The sequence below is a fragment of the Rhizobium mesoamericanum STM3625 genome (genome assembly GCF_000312665.1).
Lineage (GTDB): Bacteria > Pseudomonadota > Alphaproteobacteria > Rhizobiales > Rhizobiaceae > Rhizobium > Rhizobium mesoamericanum.
The window spans coordinates 719,772-739,625 of the sequence record NZ_HF536773.1; the positions used below are offsets into that span (position 1 = coordinate 719,772).

Below are 19,854 nucleotides of genomic sequence, written 5' to 3' on the forward strand. Positions count from 1 at the left end.
CAGCGCTGCAACCTGCGACGTCTTCAGTGCGGCAATCTGGGTGGTCTTCAGCGCTGCGGCCTGGTCGGTCGACAGAGCTGCCAGATTATCGGTCGAAAGGCCTGCCAGCGCAGCGACCGAGATCGCCGCAATGTCGGCCGTCGAGAAGGTGGCGATATCGGCCGAAGAGAGGGCTGCGATCTGCGCCGAGCCAAGCGCGGCCACCTGAGCGGTGGTCAAAGCTTCGGCCTGTGCGGTGCTGAGCGCGCCGAGCTGGGCAGTCGTCAGCGAACCGATCGCCTTGGTGTTCAGTGCAGCTACCTGACCGGTGGAGAGCGCTGCCAGATCGTCGGTGCTCAGCGCCGCCACCTGGATTCCCGACAAGGCATTGACCTGGGACGAACTCAGGACGCCGACCTGGGCGGTGGTCAGCGCCGCAACCTGCGCCGTCTTCAGTGCGGCAACCTGGGTGGTTTTCAGTGCCGCAGCCTGATCGGTCGACAGGGCCGCGAGATTGCCGGTGGAAAGACCGGCCAGGGCAGCAGCGGAGATCGCTGCAATATCAGCCGTCGAGAAGGTGGCGATGTCGGCGGAGGAGAGAGCCGCGATCTGGGCCGAGCCAAGCGCTGCCACCTGGGCGGTCGACAAGGCCTCAGCCTGAGCGGTGCTCAGAGCGCCGATCTGGGCGGTCGTCAGCGAGCCGATGGCCTTGGTGTTCAGCGCGGCAACCTGATCGGTCGACAGGGCCGCAAGGTCGTCCGTGCTCAGCGCGGCAACCTGGGTGCCGGACAGGGCATTGATCTGCGACGAGCTCAGGACGCCGATCTGGGCCGTCGTCAGAGCTGCAATCTGGGCAGTCTTCAGTGCGGCAAGCTGGGTGGTCTTCAGCGCTGCGGCCTGATCGGTCGACAGAGCTGCAAGATTGTCGGTGGAAAGGCCGGCCAGCGCAGCCGCGGAGATCGCCGCAACATCGGCCGTCGAGAAGGTCGCAATGTCAGCCGACGACAAGGCTGCAACCTGTGCCGAGCTCAGCGCGCCGACGAGAGCGGAGGTCAGGGCCTCGGCCTGGGCGGTGCTGAGCGCACCGATCTGGGCAGTCGTCAGCGAGCCGATCGCCTTGCTGTTCAGCGCGGCAACTTGGTCGGTGGAAAGCGCTGCCAGATCGCCTGTGCTCAGGGCGGCAAGCTGAGTGCCAGATAGAGCATTGATCTGCGACGAGCTCAGGACGCCGATCTGAGCGGTGGTGAGCGCTGCAATCTGGGCAGTCTTCAGTGCCGCAACCTGGGCGGTCTTCAGTGCCGCGGCCTGACCGGTCGACAGAGCTGCGAGATTGTCCGTCGAAAGGCCTGCGATCGCAGTCGCGGAGATCGCTGCAATATCGGCCGTCGAGAAGGTCGTAATGTCATCGGTGGAGAGGGCCGCAATCTGCGTCGAGGTCATGGCACCGACCTGCGAAGACGTCAGAGCTTCGACCTGAGATGACGTCAAAGCGGCAATCTGTGCTGAATTCAGTGCGGCAACCTGAGACGACGCCAGGCTTTCGATCTTGGAGGTGTCGAGAGCTGCAAGCTGGCTCAGTGTCAAGCCAGCGACCGCCGCTGGCGCAATTGCGTTCATCTGCCCGCTGGACAAGGTTGCGATATCGTCGGTGCTGAGCACCGCGATCTGAGCAGAGGAGAGAGCCTTGACCTGAGTGGTCGTCATCACCGCGATGTCGCTGGTGGTCAGAGAGGCGATGATCGTGGTCGAAAGGGACTTGATCTGATTGGCGCTAAGGGAGCTGATGATGGAAGTCATGGACGCGAGCCTTCGAGGTTAATCGTTTGTGAACATCACCGATGCTGCCGACCACGAGACAAACGCCGCGAGCCCCTCATCGGAGGCTCAGCTTCGTAATGCGCGTGCCATATGCGGCGCCCGTTCATCTCGACGCGAAACTTGGGTCGAAACGTCCCGATGAACGGAAATGTCGGATTGAGGACATGGCTCGCGGGAGCCCTAGCGCAGGAAGGCTTCATGCAGACAGGATACAAAGCATCCTGCTTCCCACGCCCATGAATGAAGCCCCCCTCATGAGAGGATCGGTCCATTCTTTTTTGTCGAAGTCTTTGCCCCGTTGGGAATTGTCGACTTCTGAGACAACAGGTAGCGACCAAGCTTAAATTTTGAGTTAACAGCCGGAATCCAAGGACAAATTTGTCTCAGACTTGGACCCGTCAAACTATGCTGGATCGATAAGGTACAATCATAGGTTTGCTCACGACACATGCTAAATCTGCTTCCCGATTGACAACATATCGACGAGACGCAGGCGCAGAAAGCTTCAACAGCACCTGAGATGCATGCATTTCAAGGCGCTTCGCATGATCTGAGCTTCGCCAGAACAAGCTTCATATGTTTTTTTGGGGGACGCGATGCCAGCAATATCAGTTCTGGACGAAAAGAAGAGGCAAAACTGCGTGATCACGGAAAGCACAAGCCCAAAGCAAGCTAACGCGATTATGACCCGTCAGAACATGTTCTCACTGTCGGCCGCCTGTCATCGGAATTTCTATGAACATCAACGCCAATCTTGCCTCAGAGCCTCTTTCCCAACTTTCCGGACTACTTGAGCGCGCACGACAACAGCGGCTCTCGCTGACGGAATTGTTTCAATCTGCCGAAAGCTTGCAGTTCGCCGGACTGAGAGCGCAGGCCGCTGAACTTTACCGGTCGTGGATTGCATATAACGATTCCAATTCGCTGCTGCATCTCGTCTACTTCAATTATTCCGTCACGCTGCGACAGTTGGGCGACCTGCCGGGTTCGATTAACGCACTGCGTGCTTGCCTGAAGATCGAGCCGCGATTCGGCCAGGGGCATATCAACCTTGGCCGCGCCCTCGAAGATGCGGGTCTCGCCGGACAAGCGATTCAGCAATGGCAAGCCTTTGCGGAGATGACGGGCGAGATCACACCCGAGCGCGTTGGCCATCGTCTGATGATCCTCCAGCATATCGGTCGAGTACTCGAGAATGCCGGCCTTATGGAGGAGGCGGAAAAGACCCTTTGGCAGGCGATGGAATTGCGGCCCGACAAGATCGAGTCAGGTCAGCATTGGACGTCCTTGCGCCAACGCCAGTGCAAATGGCCAACGCTGGTCTCTTCGGAGCTTATCTCCCAGCGCCAACTTTTGGACGCGTTGTCGCCGCTGACCCTTGCCTGCTATGCCGACGATCCTGTCTTCCAGCTTGCCAAGGCCTATCGCTACTGCAAGTCGCTGGTCGGTCGCCCCGACTTGCGCGGTTTTGCCCGCCTTGCTCCTCGTCAAAAATCCAACACCGCGCAACGGTTGCGCATCGGATATGTGTCGTCTGATCTGCGCGACCACGCGGTCGGGTTTGCCCTCAGCGAGGTCTTCGAGACGCACGACAAGAGCGCCGTCGAGATCTACGCCTATTATTGCGGTGAAGCGACGCGCGCGCCTGATGCAACACAAACGCGCATCATGAATGCCATCGACTGCTGGCGCGACATTTCGACGATCGGCGACGAGGATGCCGCAAGGCAGATCATCGCAGACGAGATCGACATCCTCGTCGATGTCAACGGCTACACGAAGCATGCGCGCACCAGGATCTTTGCTTATCGGCCGGCGCCGGTGATCGTCGCTTTCTGCGGCTATCCCGGCACCATGGGCAGTCCCTTCCACCAATACATCATCGCCGACGAACACATCATCCCACCGGACCACGAGATCTACTATTCGGAAAAGGTGCTGCGCATACCTTGCAACCAGCCCGTCGACCGCAAGAGGCAGATCGCACCTCGCCCGCAGCGTGCCGAGGTAGGCCTTCCCGAGGATGCGTTTATATTCGCCTGCTTCAACGGCATGCAGAAGATCACCGCCGCCTGCTTTGAGCGGTGGATGGCAATTCTTTCGGCAACACCAAACAGTATCCTCTGGTTGCTCAGCGGCGGCGAGGACGTCGATCAGCGGCTGAGGCAATCAGCCGAGCAACACGGGGTGGCGCCGGAACGATTGATTTTCGCGCCAAAGGCTCCCAATCCGAAGCATCTCGCCCGAATTGGCGTAGCCGATCTCTTCCTCGACACCTTCCCTTATGGGGCCCATTCCACGGCGGGCGACGCCGTTACCATGGGATTGCCTGTCCTGACCTTCCCCGGCAATGGATTTGCGTCGCGCTTCTGTGCCAGCATCGTTGCTGCGGCGGGCGTCCCGGAACTGATATGCGACGGGCCGGACGACTACGTTGGCAAAGCCGTCGCATTTGCAAGCGACCGTGAGGCCCTCAGTGCGGTCAGGCAATCCCTGGAGCGCCAGCGCGAGGGAAGCGTTCTTCGCGACATTCCGGCTCTCGTCCGGCGCCTCGAGCAATTGTACTGGCAAATGCAGGGCGAATGCGAGCGTGGCGAAACACCGACGCCCGATCTCAGAAACCTCGACGTCTACTACGAGGTCGGGGCGGAGATCATGAGCGAAGAAATCGAGTTCGAAGACAGCGCCGCCTACCGGCAGCGATATATCGAGAAACTGGCAAACTGGCACGCCTTTTCCCCGATCCCGTATGACGACCGTCTGTGGACGGCAGAAACTGCTCGCGCGCAATGAGCACGACCAACCCCAGAAAACGAGGCTGAAATGGCTCCAGTTATACTTGTCACCTTTGCGGGCAGACAGAAAAGAATGGAAATCCTGACCCGATACGTTCACTCGGCGATGGATGCCGGGATCATAGACGAGTGGCATGTCTGGGATTTCACGCGCTCGCAGGAAGATCACGAGTGGGTCACGCGCGAATTTGGCCCGGTTCGGTTTATGGGATCGGATGCTCCATACCAGTCGAAGGGATCGGTCGCGCCCAATCAGCCGCTCCGCCTCTCCGCCACGATCACAAACGACCTTCACATTGCCATCATTCCGAACGGCGGCGGGGACGACTATTTCGAGCTTGTGGTCGGCGGCTGGAACAATTCGCACTCCGCTCTGCGCAAGCTGCCGCGAAGCGGGCTTACGCATTTCGATCGCGACGGTGTTCCCGCCCTCTGGATGCGAGCGACGCCCGGTATTCTGTCGCCAGGCACTCCAAACCAGATCGTGCTCAACGTCGATGCGGCAGGTGTTCCCTCGCTCCACGTCAACAACGTGGCGATCGGGAGCTGGAGCGAGCTTGATATCTCTGCCGGTGCCTCGATCATGGTGCGCGGCGGCTGGGGTGCCTCGCTGGAACTCGGGAACGTACGGTCGCGGATACAACGCTTCGTTGGCAATCCGAACGAGCATATGCCGTATTGGCAAGCCTATCATTTCTACGCGAGCCGGCTGCAGGCCTTTTCAGATTCCATATTCCTGAAGTGCGACGACGACATCGTCTACATGGATCTCGAAAAACTCAGCGATTTCATCGAGTTCAGGCGGACGAACCCGAAATATGTGATTGTCTCCGCCAATGTCGTGAATAACGGGGTCTGTGCTCACTGGCAGCAACTGGCCGGTTCCATTCCCGAAGCTGTCGGTCATTTTGAGCGGCCGCCGGGTGGATTTGGCGGAAGCCTGTGGCAAAGTGCTGCGCGCGCCAACGAGCTCCACGACTATTTCCTGCAGACCAACAGCAAGCATCTGCCTTTGCCGAGCAAAGTCATCGAGTGGCAGGAGCGCCAATCGATCAACTTCATTGCCTGGCTTGGCAAGGACCTCGTGCATATGGCCCTGCCGAAGGGCGATGACGAGCGAGCCCTGACCGTCGATCTGCCCGACCTTCTTAACCGGCCGACCGCGATTTATTCGGATTTCACGGTCAGCCACCTCAGCTTCGGCCCGCAGGAGCAGGGTCTGGCACTGGATCACTTGATCGGTGCTTACGACGAACTGATGCGCAGCTCGATTGCGGCGTAACACCTTCGGCTTTCACCTAAAGCTTTCGCGATACGAGACTGGAGCGTCCTGGAATGCGGGTAAATGGAAGAATTGGTATCGTTGGTGCAGGATTGTCCGGTGCAGTCATCGGCCGGGAACTTGCGCTGGCGGGCCATCAGGTCGAGATCTTTGATATGCGCTCTCATATTGCAGGCAACTGCCATACCGAGCGCGACCAGGAAACCGGGGTGATGGTGCATGTCTATGGCCCGCATATCTTCCATACCGATGACAGTGAAGTCTGGGACTATGTGAACAGGTTCCAGGCCTTCATGCCCTATAAGAACCGGGTGAAGACAACGTCGAACGGCCAAGTCTATTCCTTGCCCGTCAATTTGCACACGATCAATCAGTTCTTCGGAAAGACTTTCCGGCCGGACGAGGCCCGTTCCTTTATCGAGACGCAGGCGGACAAGACGATCGAGGACCCGGCAACCTTCGAAGAGCAGGCGCTCCGCTTTGTTGGCAACGACCTCTACGAGGCCTTCTTCAAGGGATATACGCAGAAGCAGTGGGGTTGCTCGCCGACGGAATTGCCGGCGTCCATTCTCAAACGGCTTCCCGTGCGCTTCAATTATGACGACAATTACTTCGCGCATAAGTACCAGGGGATGCCCGAGAACGGCTACACCGATATGATCGGCCGCATTCTGGACCATCCCAACATCCATGTGAGCCTCAACACCCGGTTCCTCCGCGCGCAAAAGGAAGACTTTGCGCATGTGTTTTATTCCGGCTCGCTCGACGGCTATTTCGATCACGAATTCGGCCCGTTGGGATACCGGACGCTCGACTTTGAGCGCTTCGACTATGATGGCGATTACCAGGGCTGTGCAGTCATGAACTATGGCGACGTGTCCGTGCCTTACACGCGCATCACCGAGCACAAGCATTTCTCACCCTGGGAGGAACATAAGGGTTCCGTCTGTTATCGGGAATTCTCCCGAATCTGCGGCGATGACGACATCCCCTACTACCCAATCCGGCTCGTCAAAGACAAAGAACAACTGGCTCAATACGTTGAACGCGCAAACGCCGAAACATCCATCACCTTCGTTGGGCGGCTCGGGACCTATCGCTATCTTGATATGGATGTGACCATTCGCGAGGCGCTGGATACTGCGCGACAATACCTTGGCCGCTTGTCAGAAGGCGCGTCGATGCCCGCCTTTCAGCACTCGCCGATTTGAAGTCATGAACCGCGGTTCAGCACCTGGTGCACCCCGGGTGCACCAGGTGCACCCGGGCGGCGCGATTTCCGTGATCTTTGTGAGGTTGCCGGCTTGTGATCGATCTGCCAGCAGTGCGAATGAGACGAAAAACCGGCGCCTACGCAGCCTCCAGCTGCGCCTTGGTCCGAGCCGACCGTAGTTCTACCTGAAGCGTTCACCAGTCAAGCAGCGTCCCGAATGTTGGCCGCCTCCGGCTGTAGCCCGTGAAGGAATGCCGTTGCGCGCTGTGCATGAGCCGCCGCCTGCAAGATCGCCCGCTGTCGTCGACCAGCACCTTCAACCAGGACTGAAGCTCATGTCAACGACGCCCGAGGGCGGCGGTGCCGGTCGCGTACGACGCTTTGAACGCACAGATCTGCCGTGCCCCACCTTGTCCTCGATCAGGCCAAGGCTACGGGCCCCCGAGTAGGCTCGGCTAACTGTGGTGAAGTCGATGCCGGGGCTGCCGGGCGAATTTGCGTTGGGTTGGAAGCCGCACGCCATCTACCTCGGCCAAAGCGTCCGCAATGGACAGGTAAACAGGCCCGTCTCGGGTGCTGAGCTGCCGGTCTAAGGTGTCGCTACCATCGACTATCCATTCAAGTGTATTCAATTTAAAAAATATATGGAGATTATATGGGTTTTCAAACTACCTCAATATCGAGGGCACCCGGGATGCTGCAGCGACGATATTCCAGCTGCTGCAGCAGCAATCCACACCAGGCAGTGGCCATATCATGCTCGACCGTTAGAATCGGATGTCCTCGCAGGGGCAGGCAACAAAGCATTTGGCCAGATCGGAGGGCGGGTCAGTCGGAGCAATTGGAGCTGTCGGCGTGCCACCAAACCTTGGAACAGGCCGATGTCGCGGCGACACCCAAAAGGTCTGCGACAATTTGTAATATGAGGTATTTGATTGGATAGTGTATGGATATTCGCATCCGATCAATACTTGAGAACAGAACAATGACCAACGAATGGCCGCCGCTTTCGCCGATAAAAACTGGATTGCAAGGCGTATGTCCCCAATGCGGACAGGGCCACCTTAATGGCGAGGTTTGTGGCTTCGACGACCCTTCCACCGAGCCAACGCATCGCCTGGGGCTCTTTGTGATCTGCTTCATATGCATAGTCGGTGTCGCGCTGTTATGCCGGATCCAGATTGCTTACTCCCCCTCTATCTGGGTGCACCTCTTCACCGCTCTCCCGCCCGTCCTTCTGACCTGTCTTCTGCTCCTTTTGGCCGCTGAAAGGCCGGCTCGTAAACAGCCGTTTCTGCTTCAAGGCGGAAGAGGAAAGGACCGGCCGCGACTACGTTCGACCAAAGCGCAATCGCCTATCGGTCGCGGTTGACATCGAAACCCACAATCGCAGACCAACTCTGAATTAGAGCGGCGGTGACATATTAACGCAAGCTGGGTCGCCTGGGCATACGGCCACATGTTTCGTGTTGTCACCAATGCTTGAGAATCCGACCGATTCAAAACCAGCCTGTCGCCCGCCGTCACATATCAGAGTTGCGTTTCAAAAGTATGCGTTTGCCTGCGATGAGACATAAAGCGTAGCTGACGCAAAAGAGAGCCTTCATCATGGACTGGGTCCCCATAGTCTTCGTTACGTTTAAGGCACTGGCGTTAGGCATAGCCATGTTTTTCGCCATCAAGTGGCACTACGATCGGGGGGAGAAGGTAAATAAACGCGTTTTACTACGCACCGGCGGAATGCTGTTTGCAGTCTTTTTACTAGCACTTCTAGCTGTGGTCCTAGTCGCCTTCACTTTTAGCAGGATGCTTGGTTTGGACTTGAGCCTCCCGTGATATTCACCAAGCGCCAAGCCCAAGGATCTCCGCAATGCCTGTCACACCCCGAAGCGGAGCGTTTGTCAAGCGAAGTGAAGATTTGACCCCGTAGGCGAAACGAAGAACTGACCCCTTCATTGGTTTGCTGTTTCGTTTGTCTGGCGACGACAGGGTCTCCGAAGACGCTCCCCCCACTCTCCGACTGATCAATTTGAGGTAATCAGGATCGATCCCTTTTCGTAGCGGCGAGAGACCAGTTGGAAGAACAGATGGGCGGCGTTAGCTCCGAAGGGCAGATATCCCAGCTCGTCGATGATCAGCAGTTTCGGCCGCGATAGGATTGTCAACTGCTTGTCCAATGAGCCATTGTTATGGGCCTTGGCGAGCATCGCAACCAGAGTGGCTGCCGTGACGAATTGAACGTTGTAGTTCTGGCGGATCGCTTCTCGGCCGAGACTGACAGCAAGGTGCGTCTTACCGGTGCCCGGAGGTCCGAGGAATAGGACGGTGTCGCCGTGAGCAATCCAGCGGCAGGTTGACAGCTCCCTGATCTGTCCTCGATCCAGCGATGGCTGCGCCTCGAAGTCGAAGCCATCGAGTTCGCGTACGAAGGGGAACTGCGCCAACTTGCTCGACATCGAGATGCGCCGTTCATCGCGCCGGGCAATCTCTCGTGAGACCAGGAACGCCAGAGCTTCGCGCAAGGTCATCTTCGAGCGGGCCGCCTCGTCCAGCAGGCTGTCGAGTTGGTAGCGGATCGCCGTCAGCTTCAGGCGATCGAGTGTCGCGATGAGTAAATCGTGATCGATTGTCGTCATCACCAGCCACCTCCAACAACAGCCTCATTGGATGGAACCTACATGAAAAGACGCATGCGGCTCATGCGGACGGTGGCCCTATGCAGGCGTAACGCCAGATACTCATCGAACCGTTCTCCGCTCCTATCGGCCAATTGAAGCAGCGGCAGATGTTGCTGCATCTGAATTGTTTTCTGCGATGGAACTATCGGCATTTAGAATTGTTTCAACCGACTCTGCGGCTCCAGGTCTTTGCCGCCACACCCAAGCTCGACGGGTGACTGAGGCCCTACGGCGAACTTTTCGGACTAGTCATTGAAGTCCGACTACAAACCGCGCGGTAACTCTGCGCCCTCATAAAGGAAATGGACGATGTCCCAGCCAGCCACCTCTCGATTGCCAGGAGATGCCGACTATGTAGCCGACCCTCGCCTTACCGCCTCCCACCACAAAATATCGTGGGGTGCTGTCTTTGCGGGCGTCATCCTGGCACTTTCCACCCAGTTCCTGCTCAATCTGCTAGGCGTCGGAATTGGGGCCGCAGTTCTTGACCCTGCAACCTCCGACAACCCCGCAGCATCAACTTTTTCCATCGTCGGCGGGCTCTGGTTTGTCGCCGCTGGCATAGTCGCTGCCTACATCGGCGGATACGTGGCTAGCCGATTGTCTGGGCGGCCGGACAAATTTACCGGCGGCTTCCATGGCGTGACTGCCTGGGGCGTAACGACGCTCGTTGTTCTTTACATGCTGACGACCTCGGTAGGCGCTCTTGTCGGGGGAGCCTTCAGCGGTCTTTCGAGCGTAGTCGGCGGTGTCAGCCAGACGGCGGCATCAGTGGCATCAACGGCCGCCCCGTCAATTGCCGCAGCCACAGACCCAATGGGGAACATCGAACGGCAAATTCGTGATGCCACGGGTGGAAACGACCCGCAAGCACTTCAGAATGCGGCCATAGCGGCAATGCGGGCTGTTGTGAGTGGTGATCAGTCCAAGATCGACGAAGCCAAAACCAGGGCTGCAGACGCTCTCGCCAAGGCACAAAATATCCCTGTTGAACAGGCCAGAGCTAAGGTCGACGAATACCAGAAAAGCTATTCGGCCACCGTGGACGAAGCAAAGCGGAAGGCAATCGACGCTGCTCAGAAAACGGCAACCGTCGTGTCGCGAGGCGCACTACTTGGCTTCGCGGCACTAGTTCTAGGAGCACTCGCCGGTTGGTTCGGAGGCGTCGCTGGCATCGTACGCTCGACGACGGTTCGGCAGTATCCCGTAGCAAGAAATCCCTGATCCCAAAAAAGGAACACGAATATGGCACCCTCAAAGCACCTGAACGACCTCCTCTATGAAACCATGAAGGACATTTACTTTGCCGAAAAGCAAATCCTCAGCACTCTCCCTAAGATGGCTGATGCGGCGCAGTCGCCCGACCTCAAGGAGGCTTTCGAGACCCATCGCGGCCAGACGGAAGATCATGTTCAACGGCTGGAGCAAGCCTTTGAATTGATCGGAAAGCCTGCCGAGCAAAAGACCTGCAACGCCATCCTTGGGATCATTGCTGAAGGCAAGGAAGTGATGGTGGAGTTGGAGGGAACCGACGCACTGGACCCTGGCCTACTGGCGGGCGCACAAGCCGTCGAGCATTACGAGATCAGCCGATATGGCACGATGATAACCTGGGCGAACACCCTTGGCCTCGATGAGGTGGCGGAGTTGCTCGCTCAGACCCTCGACGAGGAGGAGGAAACAGACCAGCTGCTTTCCGAAATTGCTAAGACGACCGTCAATGCCGCTGCGGCAGAATGAACGCGGGGCCCGTGTCCAAAGACGCGGGCCCCAGCAACTGGGACGACGTTGCGGAGAACCCCCTTAGTGTCGCAGCAAACAATCGGGTCACCAATCCCAGGTGGCAACTCGTAACCATGACGCGCGAATATCTCGTCGCGCTTGATGGGGTCAATGTCCGGCAACGGTAGTTCGTGAAGCCGCATCTCTTCGAAGGCGCTGCAGGAGGATTATGCGTGCCGATCTTCGCTATATCCATCCCCTTGCATTTTTTGCGGTAAGACATTTCCTGGGCCATCGACATGACAAGTTTCGTCTTTCTCAATTGATTGAGGTTGATCGAAGGTCAGGCCGCTAGGTGCTTCTCCGGCGGATCGATTGGCCTGATCAACAGAAGCAGACTGGCTGCAGTGCCAATGCCTTTCTTTGTCTCGCGACGGCAAATCGCTTTTCACAAGATGATTGCCAGATATTTGAGCTGCCCACCGACCGTGTCATGAGAGCTGTCGCGTGACAACCATTCTTTGGGCCGCCAACGAAGCCGCTCTTCATCCGTTGCAATCGAAGGACCGCCGCCATTTCGAAATGTGGGCAACGAGGTCGCTCCGAAGTTCGTCTCTCAAGGCATTGATGGCAGCAAGGTCCTGGGCGCCGCCGCATTAGCAAGGCTAACGGGGCCGGTTGTTCCAGGCCCCGCTAGGATCAGGAGTTCTTGTGACTCTGCTTACCAGCCTTCACGTGTTGCTCATGCGAGCCGCCTCGGGTGCCAGAACCCTGTTTGCTATCAGACGAAGAGGCGTCCTGCTGAGAGCCCGTGTTCTTGTGGCTCTGTTGACCAGCCTTCACGTGCTTTTCGTGCGATCCACCTTGAGTGGCCATGACATTACTCCTTTTTGTTGGATGAGACCGTCGATCGATCTCAGGGAAGAAACCAGATTGGAGCAGAGAGGTTCCCCAATGCGGGGCTTTCCCGGGGGGTGCTTCCAGCCTTCGAGCTGTGACGCAGGGTTCGCTACCAGAGCACTTGAAAATTCAGGTTCCACTTCGGCGGTAGAAGGGAAGCCGATTGGGGATAAGGCGAGGCTTCCCTTCTTGTCCTGCCGCCGCTCAGCGATCGGGACAACCAATAGCTTACCTAATTGAATTGTGCGGCCTAGTCGGACAAAAGCCCCAAGGCGCTGATGGAAAGCCGATTCTTTTTGCGTCTGCGTTTGGCAGCCACTGCATTGAAGTTGGCGAAGTGTCGGTAGCGTAGACGATTGTGTTGGGGTTGAGATTTAGCTGCTGGAGATATGAGCCAACGAGAGCGTTCCCAGCACTACTGACGTCCTGCTGGCCAGAGGCCTCAGTAAAGACGGCGTGGAACCCGATTTTGGATCTCGGCGTAAGGAAGCGATGACGTCCTGCGAACCGGTTCCGCATAACGGTCTGGGCTGAAGGGCTGATGGAAGCGAAAAGGAAAGCAACAGTGGAAGCCGACGGGAGATCAGCAGGGCTGGTGGTGTTGGAACACACTACCCATACAAGACTTCTGCGCGGCTGGAAGCTGCCTTAAAGGCGGTCGAAATTTCCGGCATGATGGCTTCGAAGGTCGCATAATTCGGCACACCCTCTCCGCCATGGGTAATCGAGCGCGGTTGGTTGTCTGGCTAATGGAACGTCGTCCGGCAACTGGCCGTGGCTATAATATCATCGAGCAGGCAAATCAGCTTCTCAAACTCGATGAGTATTCTCAAAAGCTCCTGGGTTTCAAGGAGAGCGATTTCGTCGACCGAAGTGCGCACAGATGGAACAAGGGCCTCCAGCCAGTACCGATTATCGGCAGGCACATTCTGGAGCGCATAACATAGGTGTGCCTCAAGGCGCTCCAGCACCCGTTCGATCAGTCGGCAGCGGCTTTGCCCGTCAAGCTGCGGCAAGACCTGGCAAGCATCGTGAATATCGGTCGCCAACGTCATCCGTATCTCCTTTGCTGAACGAAATATCAGAGCACAGCTAACGGGTTTGTACAGGGACTTTGGTCTGATCCGATGGGAACCGTCCGATAACGTACCACCACAAGAGCAGCCTTGCATATTCGACCGCCGCTTTATTAGGGTATGCTTAACCTTGGGAGGATGGAGCAATGGAGAGACAGGCTGTGGTCTTTAACGGTCAGCACGTGGGGATCGCCGTTCCACTCGACGAGCGCCTGAAGTTCATCGCCGTCAAATTTCACGTGATCGAGTTGGACAACGAGCTATTCGATTCCGTCGGCGACATTAAGCGAGCGATTCGAGCGCACCTTGATCGCGACACCCAGCACGCGACCGAAGCTCGGCATTGATCCGCTTCCGTCAACTTCGTCCGCTGTGGTTCAGGCGAATTTTTTAATATTCTCGGGCGCTGACGCTCGTTTATTCCAGTTCGTAGACAGCCGCGTTGTCCTGCACCTCTCGCAGCCCTTTGTATGACGCGTGACGAAGCTTCCCGTCGTGCGTCCAAGCACGGTATTCGATCTCTGCGATGAGCGTTGGCTGGACCCAGACCAGGTTCTTGCGTCTGCCGCCACAGCTGACCGGCGGCGTCTTCCTTTTTATGCGGTTCAGCATCTTCCGCAACTTCTCCGCGACGCTCACGCTGAAGCCCGTTCCGAGCGACCCGACATAGGCCCAATCATCCCCTTTTCGGGCGGCAAGTAGCAGGCTTCCGATCCCACCCCTAGCGACTGACGATTGCTCGTATCCAACAACGATAAAGCTGTCGCTCTGCACACATTTGATCTTCAGCCAATCCCCAAGGCGGCCTGACCGATAAGTGCTGTCCTTGCCCTTGGCGATGATGCCTTCGAGATCATGCTGGCACGCCGCCGAGAATATATCGCGACCATCACCGTCAATGACCTCCGAGAGACGTATGGCTCCCTGCTCGGCTCGTAGAAGCGATTCCAGAAAAAGCGTCTCGACGAAAGCTCCATCATCCCAATGTCGTGGCCGTCAAAATAGAGAAGGTCAAATGCCATCATCATCGCAGCGCTGGAAGCAAGCTTGCCCCCTCGCCCGCCACGCGAATTTTGCAGCATTCCGAAGTTCGATTTACCCTCCTCGTCAAGGAACGGCTTCACCATCTCATGCGCCGGAGGCCGGCGGCTGGGCAGCTTTGTCGGCCGCCGCACTCCCACTTTTCCAGACACTGATTTTCTCGAACCGGTGCGCCGAAGAAACGTAAGTGCTGTTTTCCTCGCACATTGACCCAGTTGGGCGGACATACAGCATTGCCAGCACCAAGCCAGCCTCGGAGCTTCAGTTTTGCAGTAGCACCATCTGTCGCACGCAAGCTCTTCCAGATCGAGCTCTCCCGCGGTAGCTCACGGGTACGCCACTCTCTGTCATAACCTCGTTCCCGGACAATCAGGGAGTTTCTTCGAACTGTCCCCCCGTCCTCGGACTAGGCACAAAGAGTCCACGCAGTGTCGCCAGATCAGCGCAACTTCAAAACCCGCAATCGGGCGCTACGCGTGAATCTTGGCTTCCAGGGGATCCATGGGCGAACTCGTCCCCTCGCCCCGGTGGACGCCGCCGGGGATATGTGCGGGACGAGGTTTCCCTGCCTCGGAGAACCGAAGGAAGGGAAACCTGATGCGTTGAGCCGAGGCTTACGGGATTAGAACCCCTCCAGGACAACCTTCCCCTTAGTCTTGCCGCTCTCGATGCCGGCGTGAGCCTTCTTCAGATTGGCTGCGTTGATCGGCGACAGTGTCTCGGTGACCGTTGTACGGATTTTTCCTTCGTCTACGAGGCGGGAGACCTCGTTCAAAAGCTTGCCCTGTTCAGCGATGTCAGCCGTTTCGTAGATCGAACGCGTGAACATCAGCTCCCAATGGATGGAGACCGCCTTCCGCTTGAAGCCCGTCACGTCAAGCGTTTCCGGATCATCGATCAAACCAAAGCGACCCTGTGGAGATATCAGTTCGATGATCTCCTTGAGATGACGATGGGTTTCGGTGGTCGAAAATACGAAGGCCGGAGCACCGAGTCCGAGAGCGGCCACCTGTTCCGCAATCGGCTTCGAGTGGTCGATGACATTATGCGCGCCGAGTTCTTTCACCCATTCCTGTGTCTCAGGGCGCGAGGCAGTCGCGATGACCGTGACATCCGTCAGCGCTCGAACGAGCTGGATGGCGATCGAACCAACGCCACCTGCTCCGCCGACGACGACAATCGCGTTCGCGGCGCCCGGTACTGGCTTACGGATGTCGAGGCGGTCGAACAGCATTTCCCACGCTGTAATTGCCGTAAGCGGAAGAGCGGCGGCCTGAGCATTCGAGATGGTCTTCGGTTTGCGGCCGACAATGCGTTCGTCGACGACGTGGAACTGGCTGTTTGCCCCAGGCCGGATCAGAGAGCCCGCGTAGAACACTTCGTCACCAACGCTGAAGCTCTTTGCATCCGGGCCGACTTCTACGACCTTGCCCACCGCATCCCACCCGAGGACTTTCCACTGCCCCTTCTCGGGACTTACGCCCTTGCGGATTTTGGTGTCGACCGGATTGACCGAGATTGCTTCGACCTCCACGAGAATGTCGCGTCCGGCTACGGCGGGACGCGACAGTTCGACGTCCTTTAGTGAGTCCTCACGATTGATGGATCCTGCGGTCTTGTATGCTACGGCCTTCATATTTAGCTCCTGTTCGCTGTTGTATGAGACCTAACTTGGCGTATATTTATTGAAGCACAATACGCACAAAATCGACACGTAGTATCAAAAAGGATACTGTAGATGGCCAAGGCTCGTCACTCTAGGTTCGACTGCTCTCCAGGATGCTCCGTCGAGGCCGCGATTGGTCTCATCGACGGCAAATGGAAGTCGGTCATTCTCTTCCACCTGCTCTCGGGAACGCTGAGGTTTAACGAGATCCGGCGGCACGTCGAGAACGTGACTCCGCGTATGCTGACCAACCAGCTCAGAGAGCTCGAAGAGGACGGCCTGATCAATAGGAAGGTGTACGCTGAGGTGCCGCCCAAGGTCGAATACAGCCTTTCGCCACTTGGCAGGACGATGGAACCTATCCTGCTGTCGCTGAAGCAATGGGGCGATGCTAACATCGGTCTCTACGGCAAGCCCCGAGCCGAAGCGTTGCAGGGCGAGTCCGCTGCCGCCTAGGCGTCTACCTCTTCAGCTGGGCAATGCGGTTCCATCTCTTCCATACGCTGCTGATTGGCGCGGAATTGGTTTCCCCAATCACGCAGGCTTCCGAGAATTGGTGCGACTGACCGGGCAAGGTCAGTCGCCGAATATTCCACCCTTGGCGGAACCTCAGGAAAAACCTGCCTTGTGATCATCCCGTCGGCTTCCAGTTCGCGCAGTTGCTGCGTGAGCACGCGCTGCGTCGCGTCCGGGATCAGACGGCTCAATTCCATGAAACGCTTCTTGCCCATCAGGAGATTGACGAGGATCGTCGGCTTCCAGAGACCACCGATGACGGACATCGTCAGTTCAGCCGCACATCCGCTTTTCGGCTCCAGACGCCTCGGTCTCACTACGGCTACTCCTTCGATCCTTACTTACATTTATGGAAGTATAGGCGTTAATTGTGCATTCTTTCAATGATTTCCGTGTGCGCTTAAGTGTGGATCACGAGCTTCACGAACAAGGAAACATCGATGACTTTCCAGGCAATCGTCGCAAGGCAGGATAACGATCGCGTGACCGCCGCAGTCGAGACGGTGGACGATGAGTTCCTGACATCAGGCGATGTGACCGTCTCCATCGAATGGTCGACAGTGAACTACAAGGACGCAATCGCGCTCGCTGGTCAGAGGATCATCCAGACGTTCCCGCTCATCCCTGGCATCGATTTCGCAGGAACGGTCGAGGATTCGGCCGACCCTCGCTTCCAGAAAGGTGACAAGGTGGTGGCCACGGGCTGGGGCCTCAGCCAGACGCACAATGGCGGTTTCGCGCAGAAGGCCCGCGTGCCTGCCGACTGGCTCGTGAAGCTGGCTCCGTCGATCTCGGCGCGGGACGCGATGGCGATTGGCACGGCAGGGTTCACAGCCATGCTGAGTGTGCTTGCTCTCGAACGCGGCAACGTTTCTCCCGAGCGCGGCGATATCCTCGTAACGGGAGCCTCCGGCGGTGTCGGGTCGATCGCAATCGCCATCCTCTCGACGCTCGGCTACAGCGTCGTCTCCTCCACAGGCAAGTCCAGCGAGGAGGAGTATCTGAGAGATCTCGGTGCCGCCGCTGTCGTGGACAGGGCAACGTTATCAGCCGAGGGACCGCCAATCGCAGCCGAGCGTTGGGCAGGAGTCGTAGACGCCGTTGGCGGACGCTCGCTCGCAAACATTCTGGCGCAGACGTCCTATGGCGGCGTTGTCACAACATGCGGCTTCGTAGGCGGCAGAGACATTCCAGCTTCCGTGCTGCCGTTCATTCTACGTGGACTGACCCTCGCAGGCATCGACTCCGTCCGCGCCCCTCGTGCTGTCCGTGAACAAGCTTGGAAGCGGCTGGCGACCGATCTGGACCTCGGAAAGCTCGCCTCTACGGTATCAGTCGTCGGCCTCGGCGACGTTTCTCAAGTGGCAAGCCAAATGCTGGCAGGCCGTATCAAGGGCCGCACGTTGGTCGACGTCGGCCGCTGAGCGTCCCGGCAAACAATCCTCAACAAAGCACGCGAGACATCGTTCGGCTCCCCCTGCCGGGCCTGACAGCAAGATCGCGTGCTTTCAACACAGAAATGGAGCATTCGAATGAGCACTACAAATGGTACGGCCCTGATTACCGGGGCGTCCAGCGGGATCGGAGCGGTGTACGCTGACAGACTGGCGAAACGTGGTTTCGACCTCGTTCTCGTCGCCCGGGACCGCGCGAAGATGGAAGCGTTATCCTCGCGGCTGAAAAGCCTCGGATCGAAGATCGAGATCCTGGTCGCGGATCTGACCAAGCCGGAAGACCTTGACGCTGTCGAGGCAAGGTTGGCGGCGGGCGATGTCTCCCTGCTGGTGAACAATGCGGGGATGTCCCTGAACGGAAGCCTGCTGGAAAACGGCGGCACCGAGATCTCCAGGATCATAGCCCTCAACATCACGGCACCTGCCAGACTTGCCGCGGCCGCCGCCAAGGCGTTCGTCGCCAAGGGACATGGCGCGGTGATCAACATCGCATCTGTTCTCGCCCTCGCACCGGAACGCTACGATGGCATCTACAGTGGCTCAAAGTCCTTCCTGCTGAACCTCAGCCAGTCCATGACTGCCCACTATGCTGACAAGGGTGTCTACACGCAGGCGGTCCTCCCCGGCGCCACACGTACCGAGCTCTGGGAGCGGTCGGGCAAGGACATCAACTCGTTCCCGATCGAGATGCTGATGGAAGTAGACGATCTTGTGGACGCCGCCCTCGTCGGCTTCGACCGTCGCGAACCGATCACCATTCCACCTTTGCCCGACGACGCTGCCTGGACCGCCATGCAGCAGGCGCGTCTTTCGATGGCTCCGAACCTTTCCCGCCGAGCGGTCGCCGGCCGATACCTTACGCAACAGACTGAAAGCGCCTAAGATGACCTCATCGCTCGAAACCGCCCCCACCCAATATCTCGAAGCTGACGGCATCCGCTTTGCGTTCCGCCGTCTTGGACCTGATCGCGGCATCCCTCTCATCCTGTTGCAGCACTTCACCGGGACGATCGACGCCTGGGATCCCGCTGTGGTCAACGCCCTGTCCGCGGATCGTCCGGTTGTCGTCTTCGACAACGCGGGCGTCGGCGCCTCGTCGGGCACAGTGCCAGACAACGTCGAAAAGCAGACTGAGGACGCTGAGGCGTTCATTGCCGCGCTAGCCTTCCCGGAAGTCGATCTTCTCGGCTTCTCCCTTGGCGGATTTTTGGCGCAGGTGATGGCTGCTCGCACCAAGGTCAACGTCCGTCGGCTGATCGTCGCCGGATCGGCGCCCAAAGGCGGCGAGGAACATCTGCTTGAGGTCGTCGAGGCTGCGTTTTCCAAGAACGCCCGCGACGTCCGCCTGCCGCTGTTCTTCACACCGTCGAAAGAAAGCCAACAAGCAGGCGAGGCATTCATCGACCGCGCTCTTTCAAGAACCGAAGACCGCGATCCCGATAGCGGTGAGGATGTCAGCAACCCGCAAGCGGCATCGATCGTTGGCTGGTGCGCGGAAGCCGATCCGGACCACGTATCCCTGAAGGCCATCAAGCAGCCGACGCTCATCGTCCATGGCAGCGACGACACGATGTTCCCGTCGATCAATGCCTACGAGATGTTCAAGGCAATGACTTCAGCAACGCTCGTCATCTATCCGGATTCCGGTCACGGGGCGCTCTTCCAGTACCCCGAGACCTTCGTCGCCCACGTGAACACCTTCCTCGACGCCTGA

General features: G+C 58.0%; 13 protein-coding genes and 4 pseudogenes. 10 read left to right on the forward strand and 7 right to left on the reverse strand.

Features of this window, described 5'->3' with window-relative positions; all coding sequences use genetic code 11:
* Window positions 1–1,776 (reverse strand): annotated as a pseudogene (locus BN77_RS23610) (beta strand repeat-containing protein); the annotation flags it as partial.
* A gap of 756 nt (window positions 1,777–2,532) precedes the next feature.
* Here BN77_RS23610 and BN77_RS23615 point away from each other — a divergent pair.
* Genes BN77_RS23615 through glf form a run of 3 tightly spaced genes read left to right on the forward strand, consistent with a single transcriptional unit; the run spans window position 2,533 to window position 7,085 of the window.
* The gene (locus tag BN77_RS23615; protein ID WP_007536803.1) at window positions 2,533–4,590 is read left to right on the forward strand and encodes an O-linked N-acetylglucosamine transferase, SPINDLY family protein; all 2,058 of its coding nucleotides are present in this window, start codon (window positions 2,533–2,535) and stop codon (window positions 4,588–4,590) included.
* 30 nt (window positions 4,591–4,620) lie between these two features.
* Entirely contained in the window at window positions 4,621–5,874 is a 1,254-nt protein-coding gene (locus BN77_RS23620; RefSeq protein ID WP_007536806.1) for a DUF6250 domain-containing protein, read from the forward strand.
* A gap of 53 nt (window positions 5,875–5,927) precedes the next feature.
* Complete coding sequence (gene glf / locus BN77_RS23625; protein WP_007536809.1) at window positions 5,928–7,085, forward strand: UDP-galactopyranose mutase; 1,158 nt, start codon at window positions 5,928–5,930, stop codon at window positions 7,083–7,085.
* Window positions 7,086–7,288: 203 nt separating this feature from the next.
* On the opposite strand, the pseudogene BN77_RS34995 reads toward glf, so the two are convergent.
* Both BN77_RS34995 and istB read right to left on the reverse strand, forming a co-directional pair.
* Window positions 7,289–7,419 (reverse strand): annotated as a pseudogene (locus BN77_RS34995) (antirestriction protein ArdC); the annotation flags it as partial.
* 1,695 nt (window positions 7,420–9,114) lie between these two features.
* Window positions 9,115–9,723: pseudogene (gene istB, locus BN77_RS23635) on the reverse strand (IS21-like element helper ATPase IstB); the annotation flags it as partial.
* Window positions 9,724–10,074: 351 nt separating this feature from the next.
* Between istB and BN77_RS23640 the strand changes: the two are divergent.
* Window positions 10,075–10,989: a hypothetical protein gene (locus BN77_RS23640; protein WP_007536814.1), complete on the forward strand. Its 915-nt coding sequence runs from the start codon at window positions 10,075–10,077 to the stop codon at window positions 10,987–10,989.
* Window positions 10,990–11,010: 21 nt separating this feature from the next.
* Complete coding sequence (locus BN77_RS23645) at window positions 11,011–11,505, forward strand: YciE/YciF ferroxidase family protein (RefSeq protein WP_007536817.1); 495 nt, start codon at window positions 11,011–11,013, stop codon at window positions 11,503–11,505.
* A gap of 1,628 nt (window positions 11,506–13,133) precedes the next feature.
* On the opposite strand, the gene BN77_RS23650 is transcribed toward BN77_RS23645, so the two are convergent.
* Window positions 13,134–13,436 carry a hypothetical protein gene (locus tag BN77_RS23650; protein ID WP_157224504.1) on the reverse strand — a complete coding sequence of 101 codons (303 nt, stop codon included), beginning with the start codon at window positions 13,434–13,436 and terminating at the stop codon, window positions 13,134–13,136.
* 173 nt (window positions 13,437–13,609) lie between these two features.
* Here BN77_RS23650 and BN77_RS23655 point away from each other — a divergent pair, with 173 nt between their 5' ends.
* Complete coding sequence (locus BN77_RS23655; protein WP_040678379.1) at window positions 13,610–13,810, forward strand: hypothetical protein; 201 nt, start codon at window positions 13,610–13,612, stop codon at window positions 13,808–13,810.
* Between the two features lie 70 nt (window positions 13,811–13,880).
* Here the strand turns inward: BN77_RS23655 and BN77_RS23660 are convergent.
* Window positions 13,881–14,591: pseudogene (locus BN77_RS23660) on the reverse strand (ATP dependent DNA ligase); the annotation flags it as partial.
* A 535-nt stretch (window positions 14,592–15,126) separates the two neighbouring features.
* The gene (locus tag BN77_RS23665) at window positions 15,127–16,140 is read right to left on the reverse strand and encodes a zinc-binding alcohol dehydrogenase family protein (RefSeq protein WP_007536827.1); all 1,014 of its coding nucleotides are present in this window, start codon (window positions 16,138–16,140) and stop codon (window positions 15,127–15,129) included.
* Between the two features lie 102 nt (window positions 16,141–16,242).
* Here BN77_RS23665 and BN77_RS23670 point away from each other — a divergent pair, with 102 nt between their 5' ends.
* Entirely contained in the window at window positions 16,243–16,626 is a 384-nt protein-coding gene (locus BN77_RS23670; RefSeq protein WP_007536830.1) for a winged helix-turn-helix transcriptional regulator, read from the forward strand.
* Here the strand turns inward: BN77_RS23670 and BN77_RS23675 are convergent.
* Window positions 16,623–17,003: a winged helix-turn-helix transcriptional regulator gene (locus BN77_RS23675; RefSeq protein WP_007536832.1), complete on the reverse strand. Its 381-nt coding sequence runs from the start codon at window positions 17,001–17,003 to the stop codon at window positions 16,623–16,625. The genes BN77_RS23670 and BN77_RS23675 overlap by 4 nt on opposite strands.
* Window positions 17,004–17,126: 123 nt before the next feature.
* Between BN77_RS23675 and BN77_RS23680 the strand changes: the two genes are divergently transcribed.
* The 3 genes from BN77_RS23680 to BN77_RS23690 all read left to right on the forward strand — a co-directional run bounded on the left by BN77_RS23680 (window position 17,127) and on the right by BN77_RS23690 (window position 19,854).
* A complete protein-coding gene (locus BN77_RS23680) occupies window positions 17,127–18,110 on the forward strand; it encodes an MDR family oxidoreductase (protein WP_007536834.1) in 984 nt (327 codons plus the stop codon).
* 108 nt (window positions 18,111–18,218) lie between these two features.
* Window positions 18,219–19,022: an SDR family NAD(P)-dependent oxidoreductase gene (locus BN77_RS23685; protein WP_007536837.1), complete on the forward strand. Its 804-nt coding sequence runs from the start codon at window positions 18,219–18,221 to the stop codon at window positions 19,020–19,022.
* A gap of 1 nt (window position 19,023) precedes the next feature.
* Window positions 19,024–19,854 carry an alpha/beta fold hydrolase gene (locus BN77_RS23690; RefSeq protein WP_007536839.1) on the forward strand — a complete coding sequence of 277 codons (831 nt, stop codon included), beginning with the start codon at window positions 19,024–19,026 and terminating at the stop codon, window positions 19,852–19,854.

What these genes read in the sequence shown, in the direction of transcription:
- BN77_RS23655 (WP_040678379.1), top strand. Translation starts at nt 13,610, where the DNA reads ATGGAGAGACAGGCTGTGGTCTTTAACGGTCAGCACGTGGGGATCGCC.
- BN77_RS23665 (WP_007536827.1), bottom strand. Translation starts at nt 16,140, where the DNA reads ATGAAGGCCGTAGCATACAAGACCGCAGGATCCATCAATCGTGAGGAC.
- BN77_RS23615 (WP_007536803.1), top strand. Translation starts at nt 2,533, where the DNA reads ATGAACATCAACGCCAATCTTGCCTCAGAGCCTCTTTCCCAACTTTCC.
- BN77_RS23645 (WP_007536817.1), top strand. Translation starts at nt 11,011, where the DNA reads ATGGCACCCTCAAAGCACCTGAACGACCTCCTCTATGAAACCATGAAG.
- BN77_RS23670 (WP_007536830.1), top strand. Translation starts at nt 16,243, where the DNA reads ATGGCCAAGGCTCGTCACTCTAGGTTCGACTGCTCTCCAGGATGCTCC.
- glf (WP_007536809.1), top strand. Translation starts at nt 5,928, where the DNA reads ATGCGGGTAAATGGAAGAATTGGTATCGTTGGTGCAGGATTGTCCGGT.
- BN77_RS23640 (WP_007536814.1), top strand. Translation starts at nt 10,075, where the DNA reads ATGTCCCAGCCAGCCACCTCTCGATTGCCAGGAGATGCCGACTATGTA.
- BN77_RS23680 (WP_007536834.1), top strand. Translation starts at nt 17,127, where the DNA reads ATGACTTTCCAGGCAATCGTCGCAAGGCAGGATAACGATCGCGTGACC.
- BN77_RS23685 (WP_007536837.1), top strand. Translation starts at nt 18,219, where the DNA reads ATGAGCACTACAAATGGTACGGCCCTGATTACCGGGGCGTCCAGCGGG.
- BN77_RS23690 (WP_007536839.1), top strand. Translation starts at nt 19,024, where the DNA reads ATGACCTCATCGCTCGAAACCGCCCCCACCCAATATCTCGAAGCTGAC.
- BN77_RS23620 (WP_007536806.1), top strand. Translation starts at nt 4,621, where the DNA reads ATGGCTCCAGTTATACTTGTCACCTTTGCGGGCAGACAGAAAAGAATG.